Below are 14,814 nucleotides of genomic sequence, written 5' to 3' on the forward strand. Positions count from 1 at the left end.
TCGGGCGGCGGCACGAAGGACGGCGGCGGGGGTGCGAACTTGGGCGGCGGCGGGAGGTTTTCCGGCGGCGGGGGCTCCGGCGGTTTCACCTCTTCGATGATTTTGGTTTCGATCGGGGCCTTGATGACCTCGATCATGCGTTGTGCAAGACCCGTTAAAAGTGCCCACCCCAGCAGCAAGTGCAGGGCGAGGACGATGCCGATCCCAACGGCGTGCTTGCCCGGGTTTCGTTGTTGCTGGGCGTAATCCACTCAGAATCCTCCAGGCGTTCCTGCCCGCCATTCGGGCAGGAACCCATGACCAACTTTCACGCGGCCTCGTGGACCGCAGGTGGCCTGGTCGACCGCGAAGCGCGGGACTATAGCGCGAAAGTCAAGAACCACTCCCACGGGACTTGCCCCGGGTCTGGGCGACTTGGCAATCACTCAGACACCGTGAGCAAGTTCGGGGCCAGCGATCTTAAGCGCGCGAACCGAGCGCCGGCCAACACGTTATCCGCCTTGGAGGCAGCAGCTTGCGCATAAGCGCGCCGGCATTCGGCGTGCCGTCTGCGGGTGACGTGTGCACCGTGTCGGCAGCGCCGCGCTGGTGCCGGGCGGCGGACGAAGGCGTTTCGTCTCCAGCGTGTCCGCGGGACATGAACCGACACCAACTGTCAAGCGTTGACAGTCGCGGTCGGGTGGTGCTCAAGCCTGCGCGCGTTGCCGTCGATGGCGATGCGAGCGGCGCGGCGCCAGGCGGCCCGGCAGGGGTCGGAGGCTCGCAGGCGACCGGGGTCGCGCTTTCGGAGCATCCTGAAATGAACTTCTTTTCCCTGCGGGTCGGTCAACGGCTGTGGCTGTTCGTCGGCTTGTTCGCCCTTCTCGTCGTCAGCGTCGTCGGCATCGCCGGCCGCTGGCTGTACCTCTCCGATCAGGAGGCCGGGCAGGCCATAGCGGTGGCCCAGCGCAAGGTCGAACTCTCCAACGCCTGGCTGCACCTGGTGGAGGTCAACGTCGGCCGCGAGTACGCCGCAGCGCTCAGCACCGAGCCCGCGGTGCATGCGGCGGTCCTGCCGCTCAACGAGGCCAACGTCGAGAAGATGAAGACCGACATCAAGCCGCAGATCGCCGCGCTGGCGACCACCGACGCCGAGAAGGCGATGCTGCAGGCCATCGACAACAAGCACCACGCCGTGCGCGCCGCGGCGCTGGAGATCGCCGAGTTCAAGCACCGCGGCGATGCCGACGGCGCACGCGCCGCGCTCGAGACGCGCTTCCTGCCGGCGATCAACATCTTCCTGCCTTCTGTCCGCGACTTCATTGCCAGCCAGCGTGCGAATGCCGATGCGGTGCGCGAGCGCGTGCTGGACGACCGCCGCCGCATCGTCGGCGTCGCCGGCGCGCTGATCGCGCTGGTGGTGGCGGCGGCCGTGGCCGGCACGCTGGTGCTCCAGCGCTCGATCCATGTGCCGCTGCTCGACGCCATGCGGGTGGCCGAGACCATCGCCACCGGTGATCTGACGCAGCCGGTCGAGTCGGCGCGCCGTGACGAGTTCGGCGATCTGCTGCGCGCGCTGGCGCGCATGCAGGATGCGCTGCGTGAAGTCGTCGGTTCGGTGCGGTCCGGCACCGAAGGCATACACGGCGCGAGCCGCGAGATCGCCGCCGCCAGCCACGACCTGTCGCGGCGCACCGAGGAGTCGGCGGCCAACCTGCAGCAGACGGCGGCGTCGATGGAGCAACTTACCGGGACGGTGCGCCAGTCGGCCGATTCGGCGCGCCAGGCCGACGAGCGGGCATCGGCTGCGGCCGGCGTCGCAGCGCACGGCGGTGCGCTGGTGCAGCAGGTGGTGACGACGATGGACGCGATCCACCGCAGCTCGACGCGCATCGCCGAGATCATCGGCGTGATCGACGGCATCGCGTTCCAGACCAACATCCTGGCGCTCAACGCCGCGGTCGAGGCGGCGCGTGCCGGCGAGTCCGGCCGCGGCTTCGCGGTCGTGGCGGGCGAGGTGCGGGCGCTGGCGCAGCGCAGCGCGCAGGCGGCCACCGAGATCAAGTCGCTGATCGGGGCCTCGGTGGAGCGGGTCGAGTCGGGCTCGCAGCTGGTGGCTGACGCGGGCAAGACGATGCACGACATCGTCGAGCAGGTCGGCCAGGTGGCCGACCTGGTGGGCCAGATCAGCGCGTCGACGGCCGAGCAGAGCGACGGGCTGGCGCAGGTCAACGTCGCCGTGGCGGCGCTGGACCGGATGACGCAGCAGAACGCGGCGCTGGTCGAGCAGTCGAGCGCGGCGGCGACGGGGCTGGAGGAGCAGTCGGTGAAGCTCGCCGAGCTGGTGGCGCGCTTTCGCCTGCAGCCGGCCTGAGCGCGGCGTGCGGCGGGCCGATGCGCCCGCCAACGGAACTCGGCCCCGCGTTCCCGACTCCCTTTGGCTTCGAGTCGTCAATCAACCAGGGCCGTGCCGCGCTCCCGCGCCGTGCACGCGACCCTCAGGGGCGCGCCGGCGGCTGTTCTGCACCGTTTCCTCTTCCGGAGTCCGTGCGCTGTCGCGTGCGCCCGGCATCAAGAGGAGGAAAACACGATGCAGCTTGTCCTGTCCGCCGGGCTGATCTGCGCCATCGTCCTGTGGGGGCTGCTGGCCCCCGCGTCGCTGGGCGCGGTGTTCGACCAGGCGCTGGCCTACATCACCGTGCACTTCGGCTGGCTCTACCTGTGGGTGGTGCTCGGGCTGGTCATCGTCTGCGCGCTGCTGGCCTTCGGCCGCTACGGCAATCTCAAGCTCGGGGCCGAGGACGAGGAGCCCGAGTTCTCGCGCGGCACCTGGTTCGCGATGCTGTTCGCCGCCGGCATGGGCATAGGCCTGGTCTTCTGGGGCGTGGCCGAGCCGTTGTCGCATTACGGCGCACCGCCGCCGGGCATCACGCCCAACTCGCCCGAGGCGGCCGGCGCGGCGATGCGCTACAGCTTCTTCCACTGGGGCCTGCACCCCTGGGCGGTCTACAGCGTCGTCGCGCTGGCGATCGCCTTCTTCAGCTTTCGCCGCGGTCAGGCGGCGCTGATCAGCTCGGCCACCGAAGCGCTGCCCTGGCGCGGCATGCGGCTGCTGTCGCCGCTGGTCAACGTGCTCGCGGTGATCGCCACGGCCTTCGGCGTCGCGGCTTCGCTGGGCATCGGCGCGCTGCAGATCAACAGCGGCCTGAACGCGGTCTTCGGCGTGCCGGTGGGCACCGCCTGGCAGCTGGCGATCATCGCCGTGACGACGCTGCTGTTCCTCGGCTCGGCGCTCAGCGGCGTGGCGCGCGGCATCAAGTGGCTGTCGATGATCAACCTGGCGATGGCCGCGCTGCTGGCGCTGGCCGTGTTCCTGCTCGGGCCGACGGTGGCGATCATCGACACCTTCACGACGACGCTGGGCGCCTACGCCAGCGAGTTCGTGCGCATGAGCCTGCGCATGACGCCGTTCCGCGACAGCGGCTGGGTCGGCGGCTGGACCATCTTCTACTGGGCCTGGTGGATCGCGTGGTCGCCGTTCGTCGGCCTGTTCATCGCCCGCGTCTCGCGCGGACGCACGATCCGCGAGTTCGTGCTCGGCACCGTGTTCGCGCCGACGCTCGCCGGCTTCATCTGGTTCGCCGTCTTCGGCGGCACGGCGCTGAACCTGCAGATCTTCGGCGGCGTGCCGATCGCCGAGGCGGTGAAGACCGACGTCTCGACCGCGCTGTTCGTGCTGTTCGAGGCCCTGCCGCTGGGCACGCTGATGTCGGGGGTCGCCACTGCACTGGTGCTGGTGTTCTTCGTCACCTCGGGTGACTCGGCGACGCTGGTGCTGGGCATCATGAGTTCCCGCGGTGAGCCCGACCCGAAGGCGCGCGTGAAGATCATCTGGGGCCTGCTGGTGGCCGGCATCGCGGCCAGCCTGCTGCTGTCCGGCGGCATCAAGGCGGTGCAGACGGCGACCATCGTCTTCGCGCTGCCGTTCACGCTGGTCATCGTGCTGATGACCGCCGCGCTGTGGCGCGCGGTACGTGTGGACTGGCTGGCCGAGCAGGGGCGCGAGCGCGAACTGCGGCGGCGCCTGCGCGAGATGGTCGACAGCGCCTGAGCCCGTGCCCGGGGGGGGCTGGCCTGGCCGCAGCCGCCAGGCCACGAGCTCCGGCGCTCGTGAAATGAGACCGGTCTGCGGTTCAAGACCCGATGCGGCGCTGCCGAAGGCACGACGACTGCTGGAACTCGCGCGGCGACTTCCGGCGGCTCAAGTTCCAACAATATCCAAGCGATCGGGTCGATTCATGAAGTTTCTGCGGGATGCTCGCATCGGCGTACGTCTAGGCGTCGCCTTTTTCGGTCTGGTCGTGCTGCTCGCCGCGACCGGCGCGATCGGTCTGCGCAGCCTGCAGACGACGCAGGCCAGGCTCGATTCGATCTATGGTGACCGGGTCGTGCCGCTGAAACAGCTGAAAGTGATCGCGGACGCTTATGCCGTCAATGTGATCGACACGATCAACAAGGCCAATGCCGGGCGCATGCCGGCGGAGGAAGCGGTCAAGGAACTGTCGGGCGCGCAAGACCTCATCAGCCGGTCCTGGAACGAATACAGGGCCACGACGTTCACGACCGACGAGCAGCGGCTGGCGCAGGATGCCGAACGGTTGTTCAGCCCGGCGAACGCGGACATCGAGCGCGCCAAGAAGAGCCTGCAAGCGCTGTCCGGCCCGGTGGCCGGCCAGCTCGCGCAGTTCAACGGGGCGATGTACGACAGCGTCGACCCGATCAGCGCCAAGATCGCCGAACTGATCGAGCTGCAGCTGCGCGCGGCGAAAGACGACGTCGACGCCGCGGCCCGGACCTATGTCTGGACGGTGGCAGTGGTGGCCGGGGCGACTGCGTTGTCGATGCTGCTGGCGGCTGCCGGCGGCTTGCTGATCACGCGTTCCATCACCCGCCCCGTGGACCGGGCCGTCGTGGCCGTTCGTGCCGTGGCGGCGGGCGATCTGGGGGTGAGCGTGGAGGCGACGTCGAAGGACGAGATCGGGCAGTTGCTGGCGGCGCTGAAGGCGATGAAGGAGGACCTGTCGCGCATCGTCGGCACGGTGCGCAGCAGCAGCGACAGCGTCGTCACCGCGTCGACCCAGATCGCGCACGGCAACCATGACCTGTCCAGCCGCACCGAGGAGCAGGCCAGCGCCTTGCAGCAGACCGCGGCGACGATGGACGAGTTGAGCAGCACCGTGCGCAACAACGCCGACAACGCCCGGCAGGCCAACCAGTTCGCCCAGGCAGCCGCCCGCGTCGCCGAACAAGGCGGCGAGGTGGTCGGGCAGGTCGTGACGACGATGGGGGGCATCAGCGACTCCAGTCGCAAGATCGGCGACATCATCGGCGTCATCGACGGCATCGCCTTCCAGACCAACATCCTGGCGCTCAATGCCGCCGTCGAGGCGGCCCGCGCCGGCGAGCAGGGCCGCGGCTTCGCCGTGGTGGCTTCGGAGGTGCGCAGCCTGGCGCAGCGCAGCGCCGAGGCCGCCAAGGAGATCAAGACGCTGATCACGCGCAACGTCGAGCAGGTCGAGCAGGGCTCGTCGCTGGTGAATCGGGCTGGCCAGACGATGGGCGAGATCGTCGGGTCGATCCAGCGCGTCAGCGACATCGTCGGCGAGATCAGCTCGGCCAGTTCCGAGCAGAGCACCGGCATCCAGCAGGTGGGTGATGCCGTGAGCCAGATGGATCAGGTCACGCAGCAGAACGCCGCGCTGGTGGAGGAAAGTGCGGCGGCGGCGGAGAGCCTGAAGGTCCAGGCGCAGCAACTGGCCCGGGTGGTGGCGGTCTTCAAGCTCGATGCGGAGGCTCCCGCAGCAGCTGCGGCGCAAACCCTGTCGAACGCCTGAGCCCTGACTGCCGGCCTTGCCGGCCAGGTGCGCTCATCGGCCGAGGTGAGCCGCGGGGGCAAGGGATGGCAGACCACAACGAAAAAGCCGCTGATCTTGCGACCAGCGGCTTTTGTTGTTTTGGTGGAGACGAGGAGGATCGAACTCCTGACCTTCGCATTGCGAACGCGACGCTCTCCCAGCTGAGCTACGCCCCCGAAACAGCTAAGCAGTATAGCACCAAATTTTGGCCTGTCACGTCCCCGGCGCCGTTGACGCTGCACCAGCTCGGCGCGGCGGCCGCTGGCTGCGCAGCCAGCGCTATCGTGCGCCCATGGAAACCGACACCCCGAAGCAGCCGCAGCCCGGCCTGCTGTCCCCGGTCGTCGCCGGCTGCTGGCGGCTGCACGAATGGGGCCTGGACCGTGCGGCGCGGGTGCGCTGGATCGAGCGTGCGCTGGCGCTGGGCATCACCAGCTTCGACCATGCCGACATCTACGGCGGCTACACCGCCGAGGCCTTGTTCGGCGAGGCGTTGGCCGCCGCGCCGGGGCTGCGCCAGCGTCTGCGCCTGGTCACCAAGTGCGGCATCAAGCTCGTCTGCGGCGCACGCCCGGCGCACACGATCAAGTCCTACGACAGCTCGCGCGGCCACATCGTCGCCTCGGTCGAGGCCTCGCTGCGCGCGCTGCACACCGACCGCATCGACCTGCTGCTGCTGCATCGGCCCGATCTGCTGGCCGACCCCGACGAGATTGCCGCCGCCTTCGACGCGCTGCGGCGTGCCGGCAAGGTGCTGCAGTTCGGCGTCTCCAACCACACGCCCTCGCAGTTCGCGCTGCTGCACCGGCGCTTTCCGCTGGTCAGCAACCAGATCGAGTTCTCGCCGCTGCAGATGCAGGCGCTGGCCGACGGCACGCTGGAGCAGGCGCTGGATCTGGGGCTGCCGCCGATGATCTGGTCGCCGCTGGCCGGCGGGCGGCTGTTCCGCGGCGACGACGAGCAGGCGCGGCGCGTGCGTGCGGTGCTCGAGGCGCTGGCTGCCGAACACGGCGTCTCGGCGGCAACCGTGGCCTACGCCTGGATCCTGCGCCATCCGTCGCGGCCGCTGCCGATCACGGGCTCGTCGCGCATCGAGGCGCTGGCCGAGGCCGTGGCCGCGCTGTCCCTGCGCCTGCCGGCCGAGGCCTGGTACCGCGTCTGGCAGGCCAGCATGGGGCGCGAGGTGGCCTGATGCCCTGAAGCCGGCGCGATCGAGCTGGACGAGGTGGGCTGCCCCCGTTCCCTCTGTCACCCATGTCTTCGCACGGGTGTTACCGATCTCCCCGGTCCCTGCAGGAGGCGCCAGTGAGTCTGACGCCTGCTGTAACGCGCTTCAGCCTGCGCTCGTCTGCTCGCGGCTGAACGGCCGGGTCCCGCACACGTCGCGGCATCGGCCACGGCCCGCTTCTGCCGCGCAGCTTCCTAGCGCAGCTCGCCGTCGACGTAGAACCAGCGCCCGTGCTCGCGCACGAAGCGGCTGGTCTCGTGCAGCCGCATCGCCCGCCCGGCGAGCTTGCTGCGGGCGACGAACTCGACCGTCGCGTATTCGCCGACCTCCAGCACGCGACGCACTTCCAGCCCCAGCCACTTCAGCCCGGCCTCGATCTCGACGCGTTCGGGGCGCGTGTCCGCGTGCCAGGTGGCGAGCAGATAGTCCTCGAGGCCGCGCACGTAGGCGCTGTAGCGCGAGCGCATCAGCGCCTCGGCGCTCGCTGCGGGTGCTCCGGCGTGCCAGCGGCCGCAGCAGTCGTCGTAGTCGGCCTTCAGGCCGCAGGGGCAGGGGTTCATCGGTGAGCGGGAGGGCAGGGCGCCCGGTACGGCGCGCGCGGCAGCATAGCGCCGCGGCGGGTGCTGTCCGATGCGCTCGCTACACTCGAATCGCGACCCGGGCCTTCCGTGTCGCAACCACGCCACCTCTTCGCCGATCTGCCAGGACGCCGTCCGATGCTCGACCCGCAAGCCCGTGCCCTGCTGGAGCTGATGATCGAAAAACGCGTGCCGCCGGTGCACACGCTGGCGCCGGCCGAGGCGCGGCGCTTCTACGCCGAACGCCGCACCTTCACCCAGCCCGAGCCGCCGCCGCTGGCCGACGTGCGCGCGCTGGCCACCGACACCGGCCTGCCGCTGCGCCTGTACCGCCCTGCAGAGGGCCGGCTGGCGCTGCTCGTCTACTTCCACGGCGGCGGCTGGACCATAGGCGACCTCGACACCCACGACGTCGTCTGCCGCACGCTGGCGCTGGCCTCGGGCTGCGCGGTGCTGGCGGTGGACTACCGGCTGGCGCCCGAACACCGCTTCCCGGCCGCCGTCGACGACGCCGTGGCGGCCGTACGCTGGGCGCGGCGCGAGGCCGCGGCGCTGGGCGTGGACCCGGCGCGTGTCGCCGTCGGCGGCGACAGCGCCGGCGGCAACCTGGCCGCGGTCGCGGCGATCGCCGCCCGCGACGCCCACGACCCGCTGGCCGCGCAGTTGCTGATCTACCCGGTGACCGACATGCGTGCCGGCGCGCCTTCGCACACCACCAACGGCCAGGGCTACCTGCTGACGAACGACAGCATCGGCTGGTTCCGCGGCCACTACGTGCCCGACGAGGCGCTGTGGAGCGACTGGCGCGCGTCGCCGCTGCTGGCCGCCGACCTGACGCGGCTGCCGCGTGCACTGGTGCTGACCGCCGGGTACGACCCGCTGCGCGACGAAGGCCTGCAGTACGCCGACGCGCTGTCGGCCGCCGGCAACCGCGTGCAATACGTCTGCTTCGAGCGCCAGATCCACGGCTTCGTCACGATGGGGCGTGTGCTCGACGAGGCCGGCACGGCGCTGGCGCTGGCCGGCGGTTTCCTGCGCGAGGCGCTCGCGCCGCTCGCCGCCTGAATGCGCACGACCGACAGCCGCGGGGCGCCTGCCGCCCCGGCCGACGGCGCCTGCCGGCCGCAGCCCGAGGCGCGGCGATGAGCGGCGCCGCACGCCCCAACCAGTTCGCGCTGCTGGCCCAGCGCCGCTTCGCGCCCTTCTTCGCGGTGCAGTTCCTCGGCGCCGGCAACGACAACCTGTTCAAGTTCGCCTTCACCGTGATGGCGACCTACGAGCTGCAGCTGGCCTGGCTGCCGCCGGCGCTGGCCGGGCTCGTCATCGGCGCGGTCTTCATCCTGCCTTTCGTGCTGTTCTCGGCCACCGCCGGGCAGCTGGCCGACAAGTACGACAAGGCGCTGCTGACGCGCTGGGTGAAGTCGCTGGAGATCGCGATCATGGCGGCCGCAGTCTGGGGCTTCGTGCGCGCCGACGCCGTCGTGCTGCTGGCCTGCGTCTTCGGCATGGGGCTGCACTCGACGCTGTTCGGCCCGGTGAAGTACGCCTACCTGCCGCAGCACCTGGACGAGCGCGAGCTGACCGGCGGCAACGGCCTGGTCGAGATGGGCACCTTCGTCGCCATCCTGCTGGGCAACTTGGCCGGCGGGCTGCTGGTGGCGGTGCCCGAGGCCGGCGCGCGCCTGGTGGCCGCGGCCTGCCTGGGCGTCGCGCTGCTGGGGCGGCTGGTCGCGCAGGCGGTGCCGCGTTCGCCGGCGCCCGAGCCGGGGCTGGCGATCAACTGGAACCCGTTCAGCGAGACCTGGCGCAACCTGTTGCTGGCGCACGAGCGCCCGGTGGTCTTCCGCTCGCTGCTGGGCATCTCGTGGATGTGGGCCTTCGGCGCCGTCTTCCTGTCGCAGTTCCCGGCTTTCGCGAAGGAGGTGCTGCACGGCGACGAGCAGGTGGCCTCGCTGCTGCTGGTGCTGTTCTCGGTGGGGGTGGGCGCCGGTGCGCTGCTGTGCGAGACGCTGTCGCGGCGCCACGTCGAGATCGGCCTGGTGCCGCTGGGTGCGGCCGGCATGAGCATCTTCGCCATCGACCTGTACTTCGCCGCGCATGCGCTGCCGGCAGCGGCGCTGATGCCGGTAGCCGCCTTCGTCGCTCAGCCCGCGCACTGGCGCGTGATGGCCGACCTGCTGCTGCTGGCGCTGGCCGCCGGCGTCTACAGCGTGCCGATGTACGCGCTGATCCAGCTGCGCAGCCCGGCGACGCACCGCGCCCGCATCATCGCCGCCAACAACATCCTGAACGCGCTGTTCATGATCGCCAGCTCGCTGGGGGCCGGTGCGCTGCTGGGCGCGGGGCTGTCGATCCCCGGCGTCTTCCTCGTTGCCGGTGTCGTCAACGCGGTCGTCGCCGGCACCGTGTTCGTCCTCGCACCCGAGTACTTGCTGCGCTGCGCCGCGCTGCTGCACGAGCGGCTGCTGCGGCCGCTGCGGGTGCAGGGCGGCGAACACGTGCCGGCCGAGGGCGCGGCGCTGCTCGTCGGCGCGGCGCTGGCCGGTGCCGACCTGCTGCTGCCAGCGGCGGCGAGCGCGCGGCCGCTGCGCCTGGTCGTCGAGCGCCGCGTGCTCGAGCGGCCGGGACTGGGTTGGCTGCTGCGCCGCGCCGGCGCCATCGCCTGGGCGCCGGCGCACGAGGACGCGGCGCTGCACGCCGCGGCCGTCGAACGCGCCGCGCAGGCGCTGGCCGCGGGTGAACTGGTCGGCTTGTTCGTCGACCCCGCGGTGCGTGCGCCGACGCTGGCGGCCATCGTCGCCCTGCAGCCGGTGCCGGTGCTGACGCTGCAACTGCAGTTGCAGCCGGGGCGGCCGGCGACGCTGGTCGTCGACGTGGCCGCGAACTGAGGCGGGGCGGCCCACACTGCACCGACCGCCTGTCGCAGCCGGAACACGATTCCGAGGCGCGAGGTCTGGGCGTGGACGTAGCTGGCCGTAAGGCCTGCTATGCCTCCGTCAGGCCCGAACGCGATTTCACCGCGAGGGCTGGGTTGGGTGCGGCGCCGGCAGGCGCACGCCGCCGGAAGCCGGGTGCGATCCAGGCTCCGGGTCCTGCACATGGCGTTGGCGCGGCCCGGCAGCGGCACCTTGGCGGCTGGTCTGGCAAGCGGCTCCCGGCGTGACGGAATCCCGCCTGCGGGGGAGGCTGCGGTGCTTGCTCCGAATACTGTATGGGCATACAGTTCCTTCATGGACACGCTGCCGCTCTTCACCCTGGATCCGCCGCCGGCGCTGCGGCCGGCGCGGGTGCGGGGGCGTGCGGCCGGGCCTGCCGAGCCAGCGGATCCTGTTGGGCCGGGGCCTGCCCCCGCCGATGCCGCCATCGCCCGGGCTGGCGGGGCCGTCGCGGCCGTCGTGGCGGCCCCGGTTGTCGTTCCCGTGGCCGAGGCCCACCGGGGCCCGGCGTGCGGCGCCCGAACCCTTGTGGCGCCCGGCCCGGCCTGTGCTCCCCTGTCCAGTCCGGCCCCCGGCCCGAGGCCGGGTCCGAGGCCGTGCCGGATGCCGGGTCCTATCCCGGGCCCGTCCCCAGGAGCGTTCCCAGGCCTGCTCCCAGGGGCGACCCCGGGGCTGATGCCGGGTCCCCTGCCCGAGCCGTCACCGCATGCCGAGGCCCGGCCTGCGGCACCGGCGCCCCCGCTCGAAGACCTGCACCCGGCGCTGTGGCGTGCGCACCAGCTCGGGCGCCAGCGCGAAGCCACCTGGGCGAGCGGTTTCGCCGCACTCGACGCCGTGCTGCCCGGCGGCGGCTGGCCCGGGCGCGTGCTGACCGAACTGCTGCTGCCGCGTGCCGGTCTCGGCGAGATGCGGCTGCTGGCACCGGCGCTGGCCGCGGTGCAGCGCAGCGAACGCTGCGTGATGCTGTTCGACCCGCCGGCGCTGCCTTTCGGCCGCGCGCTCGCCGACTGCGGGCTGGCCCTCGACCTGTTGTTCCTCGTGCGCAGCCGCCAGGCGCAGCGCGGCCGGGCCAGTGGTCCGCTGCCAGCCGCCGACGTGCTCTGGGCGCTGGAGCAGGCTTTGCGCAGCGGCCACGTCGGTGCGGTGCTGGCCTGGCTGCCGGCGCGGCTGCCGGCCGAGGCGCTGCGCCGGCTGCAGCTCGCCGCGCAGGCGCACGAGGGCCCCGCCTTCGTGCTGCGCGACGACGCCGCGCGCACCCGGCCCAGCGTCGCGCCGCTGCGGCTGTGGCTGTGCGCCGCCGGTGCCGACGCCTTGCGTGTGCAGTTGCTCAAGCGCCGCGGCCCGCCGCTGGCGCAGCCCCTCGTGCTGGCCTTGCCGCCGGTGCTGGCGGCGCCTGCGCGTGCCCGGGCCGCTGCGCCCGCACCACCTGTCCGTTCCCCCGCCCAGGAGAGCCTGCGATGAAGAAGCAGACGAGCGGCGTCTTCGACGTCGTGATGACACCCGAGCCCGGCGAGTTTCCCGCCAGCCGGCGGCTGGACAAGCGCTACCACGGCGAACTCGACGCCCGCGGCGAAGGCCGCATGCTGAGTTTCGTCAGCCCGGTCGAGGGTTCGGCGGCCTACGTCGCGCTCGAACGCGTGACCGGCACGCTGGCTGGCCGCGCCGGCAGCTTCGTGCTGCAGCACAGCGGCTTGATGAACCGCGGCGTGCCGACGCTGTCCATCGTCGTCGTGCCCGACTCGGGCACCGGTGCGCTCCAGGGGCTGGCCGGCCGCATGGGCATCCGCATCGAAGTCGACGGGCGCCACTGGTACGAACTGGAGTACGAGCTGGAGCACGAACCGCAGCACCCCTTGGAGGCCAAGCCATGAGTTCACCCGCCTTCCTCTGTGCGGTCGAAGAGGCTGCGGCACCGTCGCCGCATGTCGCGGCCGCCGCCTGGCCGTCACCCGGGGGCGTGCAGGCCGCCGGTGCCTCGCCTTTTGCGATGCCGGGGGCGATGCCCGGGGCCAGCGGCGCCGCCGCTGGCGCCTCGTCCTTTGCCGCCTCGGCCGCGCTGGTGCACGAGTTCTGGCGCCGCATGGCGAGCAACGACTTCGCCTCGGTCGGCGAACTGCTCGCCGATGATTTCGTGCTCGACTGGCCGCAGTCCGGCGAACGTTTCCGTGGCGCCGAACGTTTCGTGCGCATGAACCAGGAGTACCCGGCGCACGGGGCCTGGCGTTTCCGGGTGCACCGCGTCGTCGGCGGCGTGCAGGACGCGGTCTCCGACGTCGCCGTCACCGACGGCGTGCAACAGGCGCGTGTGATCTCCTTCTTCGACTGCGACCTGGCCGCCGGCCGCGTGCGCCGCCTGGTCGAGTTCTGGCCCGAGCCTTACCCCGCACCGGCCAACCGCGCGCATCTGGCCGAGGCCATCGGCGGTGGCGACGCTGGAGAGTCTGGCGAAGAAGACTGAGTCAGGCGACGCGGCCGCGCTCCCGGGCTGTCGGGCTGTCGGGCCGGCAACCCGCGGCGCGTGCAGCTGAGCCGCCACTGCCGCGAGACCGAGCGCCGTGCTCGTGTTCCGGCCACGAGCCACGAGCCACGAGCCACGAGCCACGAGCCACGAGCCACGAGCCACGAGCCACGAGCCACGAGCCACGAGCTACGAGCTACGAGCTATCCGTCACGCGCCGCTGCGCGCTCGGGAGGGCCGGGCGCCTCGTCGCCGTCCGCGCCGCATCACGCTGCCACCTCATGTTCTGGATCGCGCTGCACTGTCCGCTGCTATCGCTCGAGTCGTTGCGCTCGACGCTGGGCGCGGCCGAGGCCGGGCGGCCGCTGGTGCTGATCGCGGCGCACCGGCTCGTGGCCGTCGACGCGCTCGCCGCCGAGCGCGGCCTGAAACCCGGCATGCGGCGCGCGACCGCGCTCTCGCTGGCGCCCGACCTGCTGCCCGGCGAGGCCGACCTGGCGCGGGACGCGGCGGCGCTGGCCGCGGTCGCGCATGCGGCGCTGGCTTTCACGCCGATGGTCGTGCCCGAACCACCGGCCACCGTGCTGCTGGAGGTGGCGGCCAGCCTGCGCTGTTTCGGCGGCGGCGCGCGGCTGCTGCAGCGGCTGCTGGCGGCCGTCCAGCCGCTGGGGCATCAGTTGCAGGTCGCGAGCGCGCCGACCGCGCTGGGGGCGGCGCTGCTGGCACGCTGGCGGGGCGGCCCCGCCGGCTTCATGCTCGCGCCGGGCGACCGGCTCGTGGCGCTGCAGGCCGCGCTCGACGCCGCGCCGCTGGCACTGCTGGGGCCTGGGCGAGAGCACCACGAGGCGCTGCAGGCGATCGGGCTGCACACGCTGGGGGACCTGGGTGCCTTGCCGCGTGAAGGGCTGGCGCGGCGTTTCGGTGCCGCGCTGCTCGACGACCTGGACCGGGCGCTCGGGCGGCGCCCCGACCTGCGCGAGCCGCTGCTGCCGGCGGCTGTGTTCGAAAGCCGGCTCGAACTCTTCGCCCGTGCCGACACCACGGCCCAGGTGCTGCACGGCGCCGGCGTGCTGCTGATGCGGCTCGTCGCCTGGGCCCGGGCGCGCCAGGTGCGCATCGCGGCGTTCACGCTGCGCATGCACCACGAACCGCGCCACCGCGGCGCCGCCCCGCCAGCGACGCCGCTGCGGCTGGAGCTGGCCGAGCCCGAACTCGATCCCGAGCAGCTGCAGCTGCTGCTGCGCGAGCGCCTGGCGCGGCTGGAACTCGCCGCGCCGACGCTGGAGCTGGAACTCGAATGCCGCGAGACCGTGCACGCCCCGGCGCCCAATACCGAACTCTTCCCGACGCGCCAGGCCCAGGCACAGGGCCTCGTGCGCCTGCTCGAACGCCTGCGTGCCCGCCTGGGCGACGAGCAGGTGCTGCGCCTCGTGCCGCAGGGCGACCACCGGCCCGAGTGCGCAACCCGGCTGCAGCCGGTCGAGCCCGGGCCGGCGCTGCGCCGGCCCGCAAGCCGCCGTGCCACGACGCGCAGCGTGGCAGGCCCGGCTGCCGTCGCAGCGCCGCCGGTTCATGCCACCACCCGCCCGGAAGCCTTGTCGATAGCCGGGACAGGCCGGCCGGTAGCCCAGGGTGCAGCCCGCCCGCGGGACTTGCCGGCGACGGGTACAGCCGCCCGTCCGGCGCCGCGGCCAGCAGTCGGGACAGCCGCCCCACCGAC

The 14,814-nt window shown here is 72.2% G+C and carries 11 protein-coding genes, 1 tRNA gene and 1 pseudogene; 10 read left to right on the forward strand and 3 right to left on the reverse strand.

Annotated elements, in window-relative coordinates; genetic code table 11:
* A pseudogene (locus tag CKO43_RS21860) lies at positions 1 to 251 on the reverse strand (energy transducer TonB); the annotation flags it as partial.
* 548 nt (positions 252 to 799) lie between these two features.
* On the opposite strand from CKO43_RS21860, the gene CKO43_RS21865 reads away from it, so the two are divergent.
* The 3 genes from CKO43_RS21865 to CKO43_RS21875 all read left to right on the forward strand — a co-directional run bounded on the left by CKO43_RS21865 (position 800) and on the right by CKO43_RS21875 (position 5,873).
* Positions 800 to 2,353 (forward strand): methyl-accepting chemotaxis protein, encoded by a 1,554-nt coding sequence (locus tag CKO43_RS21865; RefSeq protein WP_200379954.1) that lies wholly within the window; start codon positions 800 to 802, stop codon positions 2,351 to 2,353.
* A gap of 216 nt (positions 2,354 to 2,569) precedes the next feature.
* Positions 2,570 to 4,090 (forward strand): BCCT family transporter, encoded by a 1,521-nt coding sequence (locus CKO43_RS21870; protein WP_200226358.1) that lies wholly within the window; start codon positions 2,570 to 2,572, stop codon positions 4,088 to 4,090.
* Positions 4,091 to 4,277: 187 nt separating this feature from the next.
* On the forward strand, positions 4,278 to 5,873 hold the full coding sequence (locus tag CKO43_RS21875) for a methyl-accepting chemotaxis protein (protein WP_200379955.1): 1,596 nt from the start codon (positions 4,278 to 4,280) through the stop codon (positions 5,871 to 5,873).
* Positions 5,874 to 5,994: 121 nt separating this feature from the next.
* Here the strand turns inward: CKO43_RS21875 and CKO43_RS21880 are convergent.
* Positions 5,995 to 6,070, reverse strand: a tRNA-Ala gene (locus CKO43_RS21880).
* 116 nt (positions 6,071 to 6,186) lie between these two features.
* On the opposite strand from CKO43_RS21880, the gene CKO43_RS21885 reads away from it, so the two are divergent.
* Positions 6,187 to 7,086 carry an aldo/keto reductase gene (locus CKO43_RS21885; protein ID WP_200379956.1) on the forward strand — a complete coding sequence of 300 codons (900 nt, stop codon included), beginning with the start codon at positions 6,187 to 6,189 and terminating at the stop codon, positions 7,084 to 7,086.
* A 230-nt stretch (positions 7,087 to 7,316) separates the two neighbouring features.
* On the opposite strand, the gene CKO43_RS21890 is transcribed toward CKO43_RS21885, so the two are convergent.
* The gene (locus tag CKO43_RS21890) at positions 7,317 to 7,682 is read right to left on the reverse strand and encodes a YchJ family protein (protein WP_200379957.1); all 366 of its coding nucleotides are present in this window, start codon (positions 7,680 to 7,682) and stop codon (positions 7,317 to 7,319) included.
* Between the two features lie 156 nt (positions 7,683 to 7,838).
* On the opposite strand from CKO43_RS21890, the gene CKO43_RS21895 reads away from it, so the two are divergent.
* The 6 genes from CKO43_RS21895 to CKO43_RS21920 form a co-directional block, all read left to right on the forward strand.
* Positions 7,839 to 8,765, forward strand: a complete 927-nt coding sequence (locus CKO43_RS21895; RefSeq protein WP_200379958.1) for an alpha/beta hydrolase — start codon at positions 7,839 to 7,841, stop codon at positions 8,763 to 8,765.
* A gap of 77 nt (positions 8,766 to 8,842) precedes the next feature.
* A complete protein-coding gene (locus tag CKO43_RS21900) occupies positions 8,843 to 10,588 on the forward strand; it encodes an MFS transporter (RefSeq protein WP_200379959.1) in 1,746 nt (581 codons plus the stop codon).
* A 723-nt stretch (positions 10,589 to 11,311) separates the two neighbouring features.
* On the forward strand, positions 11,312 to 12,097 hold the full coding sequence (gene imuA / locus CKO43_RS21905; protein WP_200379960.1) for a translesion DNA synthesis-associated protein ImuA: 786 nt from the start codon (positions 11,312 to 11,314) through the stop codon (positions 12,095 to 12,097).
* Positions 12,094 to 12,507: a DUF3224 domain-containing protein gene (locus tag CKO43_RS21910; RefSeq protein WP_200379961.1), complete on the forward strand. Its 414-nt coding sequence runs from the start codon at positions 12,094 to 12,096 to the stop codon at positions 12,505 to 12,507. Before imuA ends, CKO43_RS21910 begins: the two co-directional genes overlap by 4 nt.
* Positions 12,508 to 12,635: 128 nt before the next feature.
* Positions 12,636 to 13,094, forward strand: a complete 459-nt coding sequence (locus CKO43_RS21915) for a nuclear transport factor 2 family protein (protein WP_200379962.1) — start codon at positions 12,636 to 12,638, stop codon at positions 13,092 to 13,094.
* A 281-nt stretch (positions 13,095 to 13,375) separates the two neighbouring features.
* Positions 13,376 to 14,814: Y-family DNA polymerase (locus CKO43_RS21920; RefSeq protein ID WP_242481287.1), on the forward strand; the 1,439-nt coding region annotated here is incomplete at its 3' end.

Origin of the sequence: Rubrivivax gelatinosus (assembly GCF_016583785.1) — a bacterium.
GTDB lineage: Bacteria > Pseudomonadota > Gammaproteobacteria > Burkholderiales > Burkholderiaceae_C > Rubrivivax > Rubrivivax gelatinosus_B.

Excerpts from the sequence above, each read along its gene's own strand:
- CKO43_RS21865 (WP_200379954.1), top strand. The coding sequence starts at position 800 with ATGAACTTCTTTTCCCTGCGGGTCGGTCAACGGCTGTGGCTGTTCGTC.
- CKO43_RS21870 (WP_200226358.1), top strand. The coding sequence starts at position 2,570 with ATGCAGCTTGTCCTGTCCGCCGGGCTGATCTGCGCCATCGTCCTGTGG.
- CKO43_RS21875 (WP_200379955.1), top strand. The coding sequence starts at position 4,278 with ATGAAGTTTCTGCGGGATGCTCGCATCGGCGTACGTCTAGGCGTCGCC.
- CKO43_RS21885 (WP_200379956.1), top strand. The coding sequence starts at position 6,187 with ATGGAAACCGACACCCCGAAGCAGCCGCAGCCCGGCCTGCTGTCCCCG.
- CKO43_RS21890 (WP_200379957.1), bottom strand. The coding sequence starts at position 7,682 with ATGAACCCCTGCCCCTGCGGCCTGAAGGCCGACTACGACGACTGCTGC.
- CKO43_RS21895 (WP_200379958.1), top strand. The coding sequence starts at position 7,839 with ATGCTCGACCCGCAAGCCCGTGCCCTGCTGGAGCTGATGATCGAAAAA.
- CKO43_RS21900 (WP_200379959.1), top strand. The coding sequence starts at position 8,843 with ATGAGCGGCGCCGCACGCCCCAACCAGTTCGCGCTGCTGGCCCAGCGC.
- imuA (WP_200379960.1), top strand. The coding sequence starts at position 11,312 with ATGCCGGGTCCCCTGCCCGAGCCGTCACCGCATGCCGAGGCCCGGCCT.
- CKO43_RS21910 (WP_200379961.1), top strand. The coding sequence starts at position 12,094 with ATGAAGAAGCAGACGAGCGGCGTCTTCGACGTCGTGATGACACCCGAG.
- CKO43_RS21915 (WP_200379962.1), top strand. The coding sequence starts at position 12,636 with ATGCCCGGGGCCAGCGGCGCCGCCGCTGGCGCCTCGTCCTTTGCCGCC.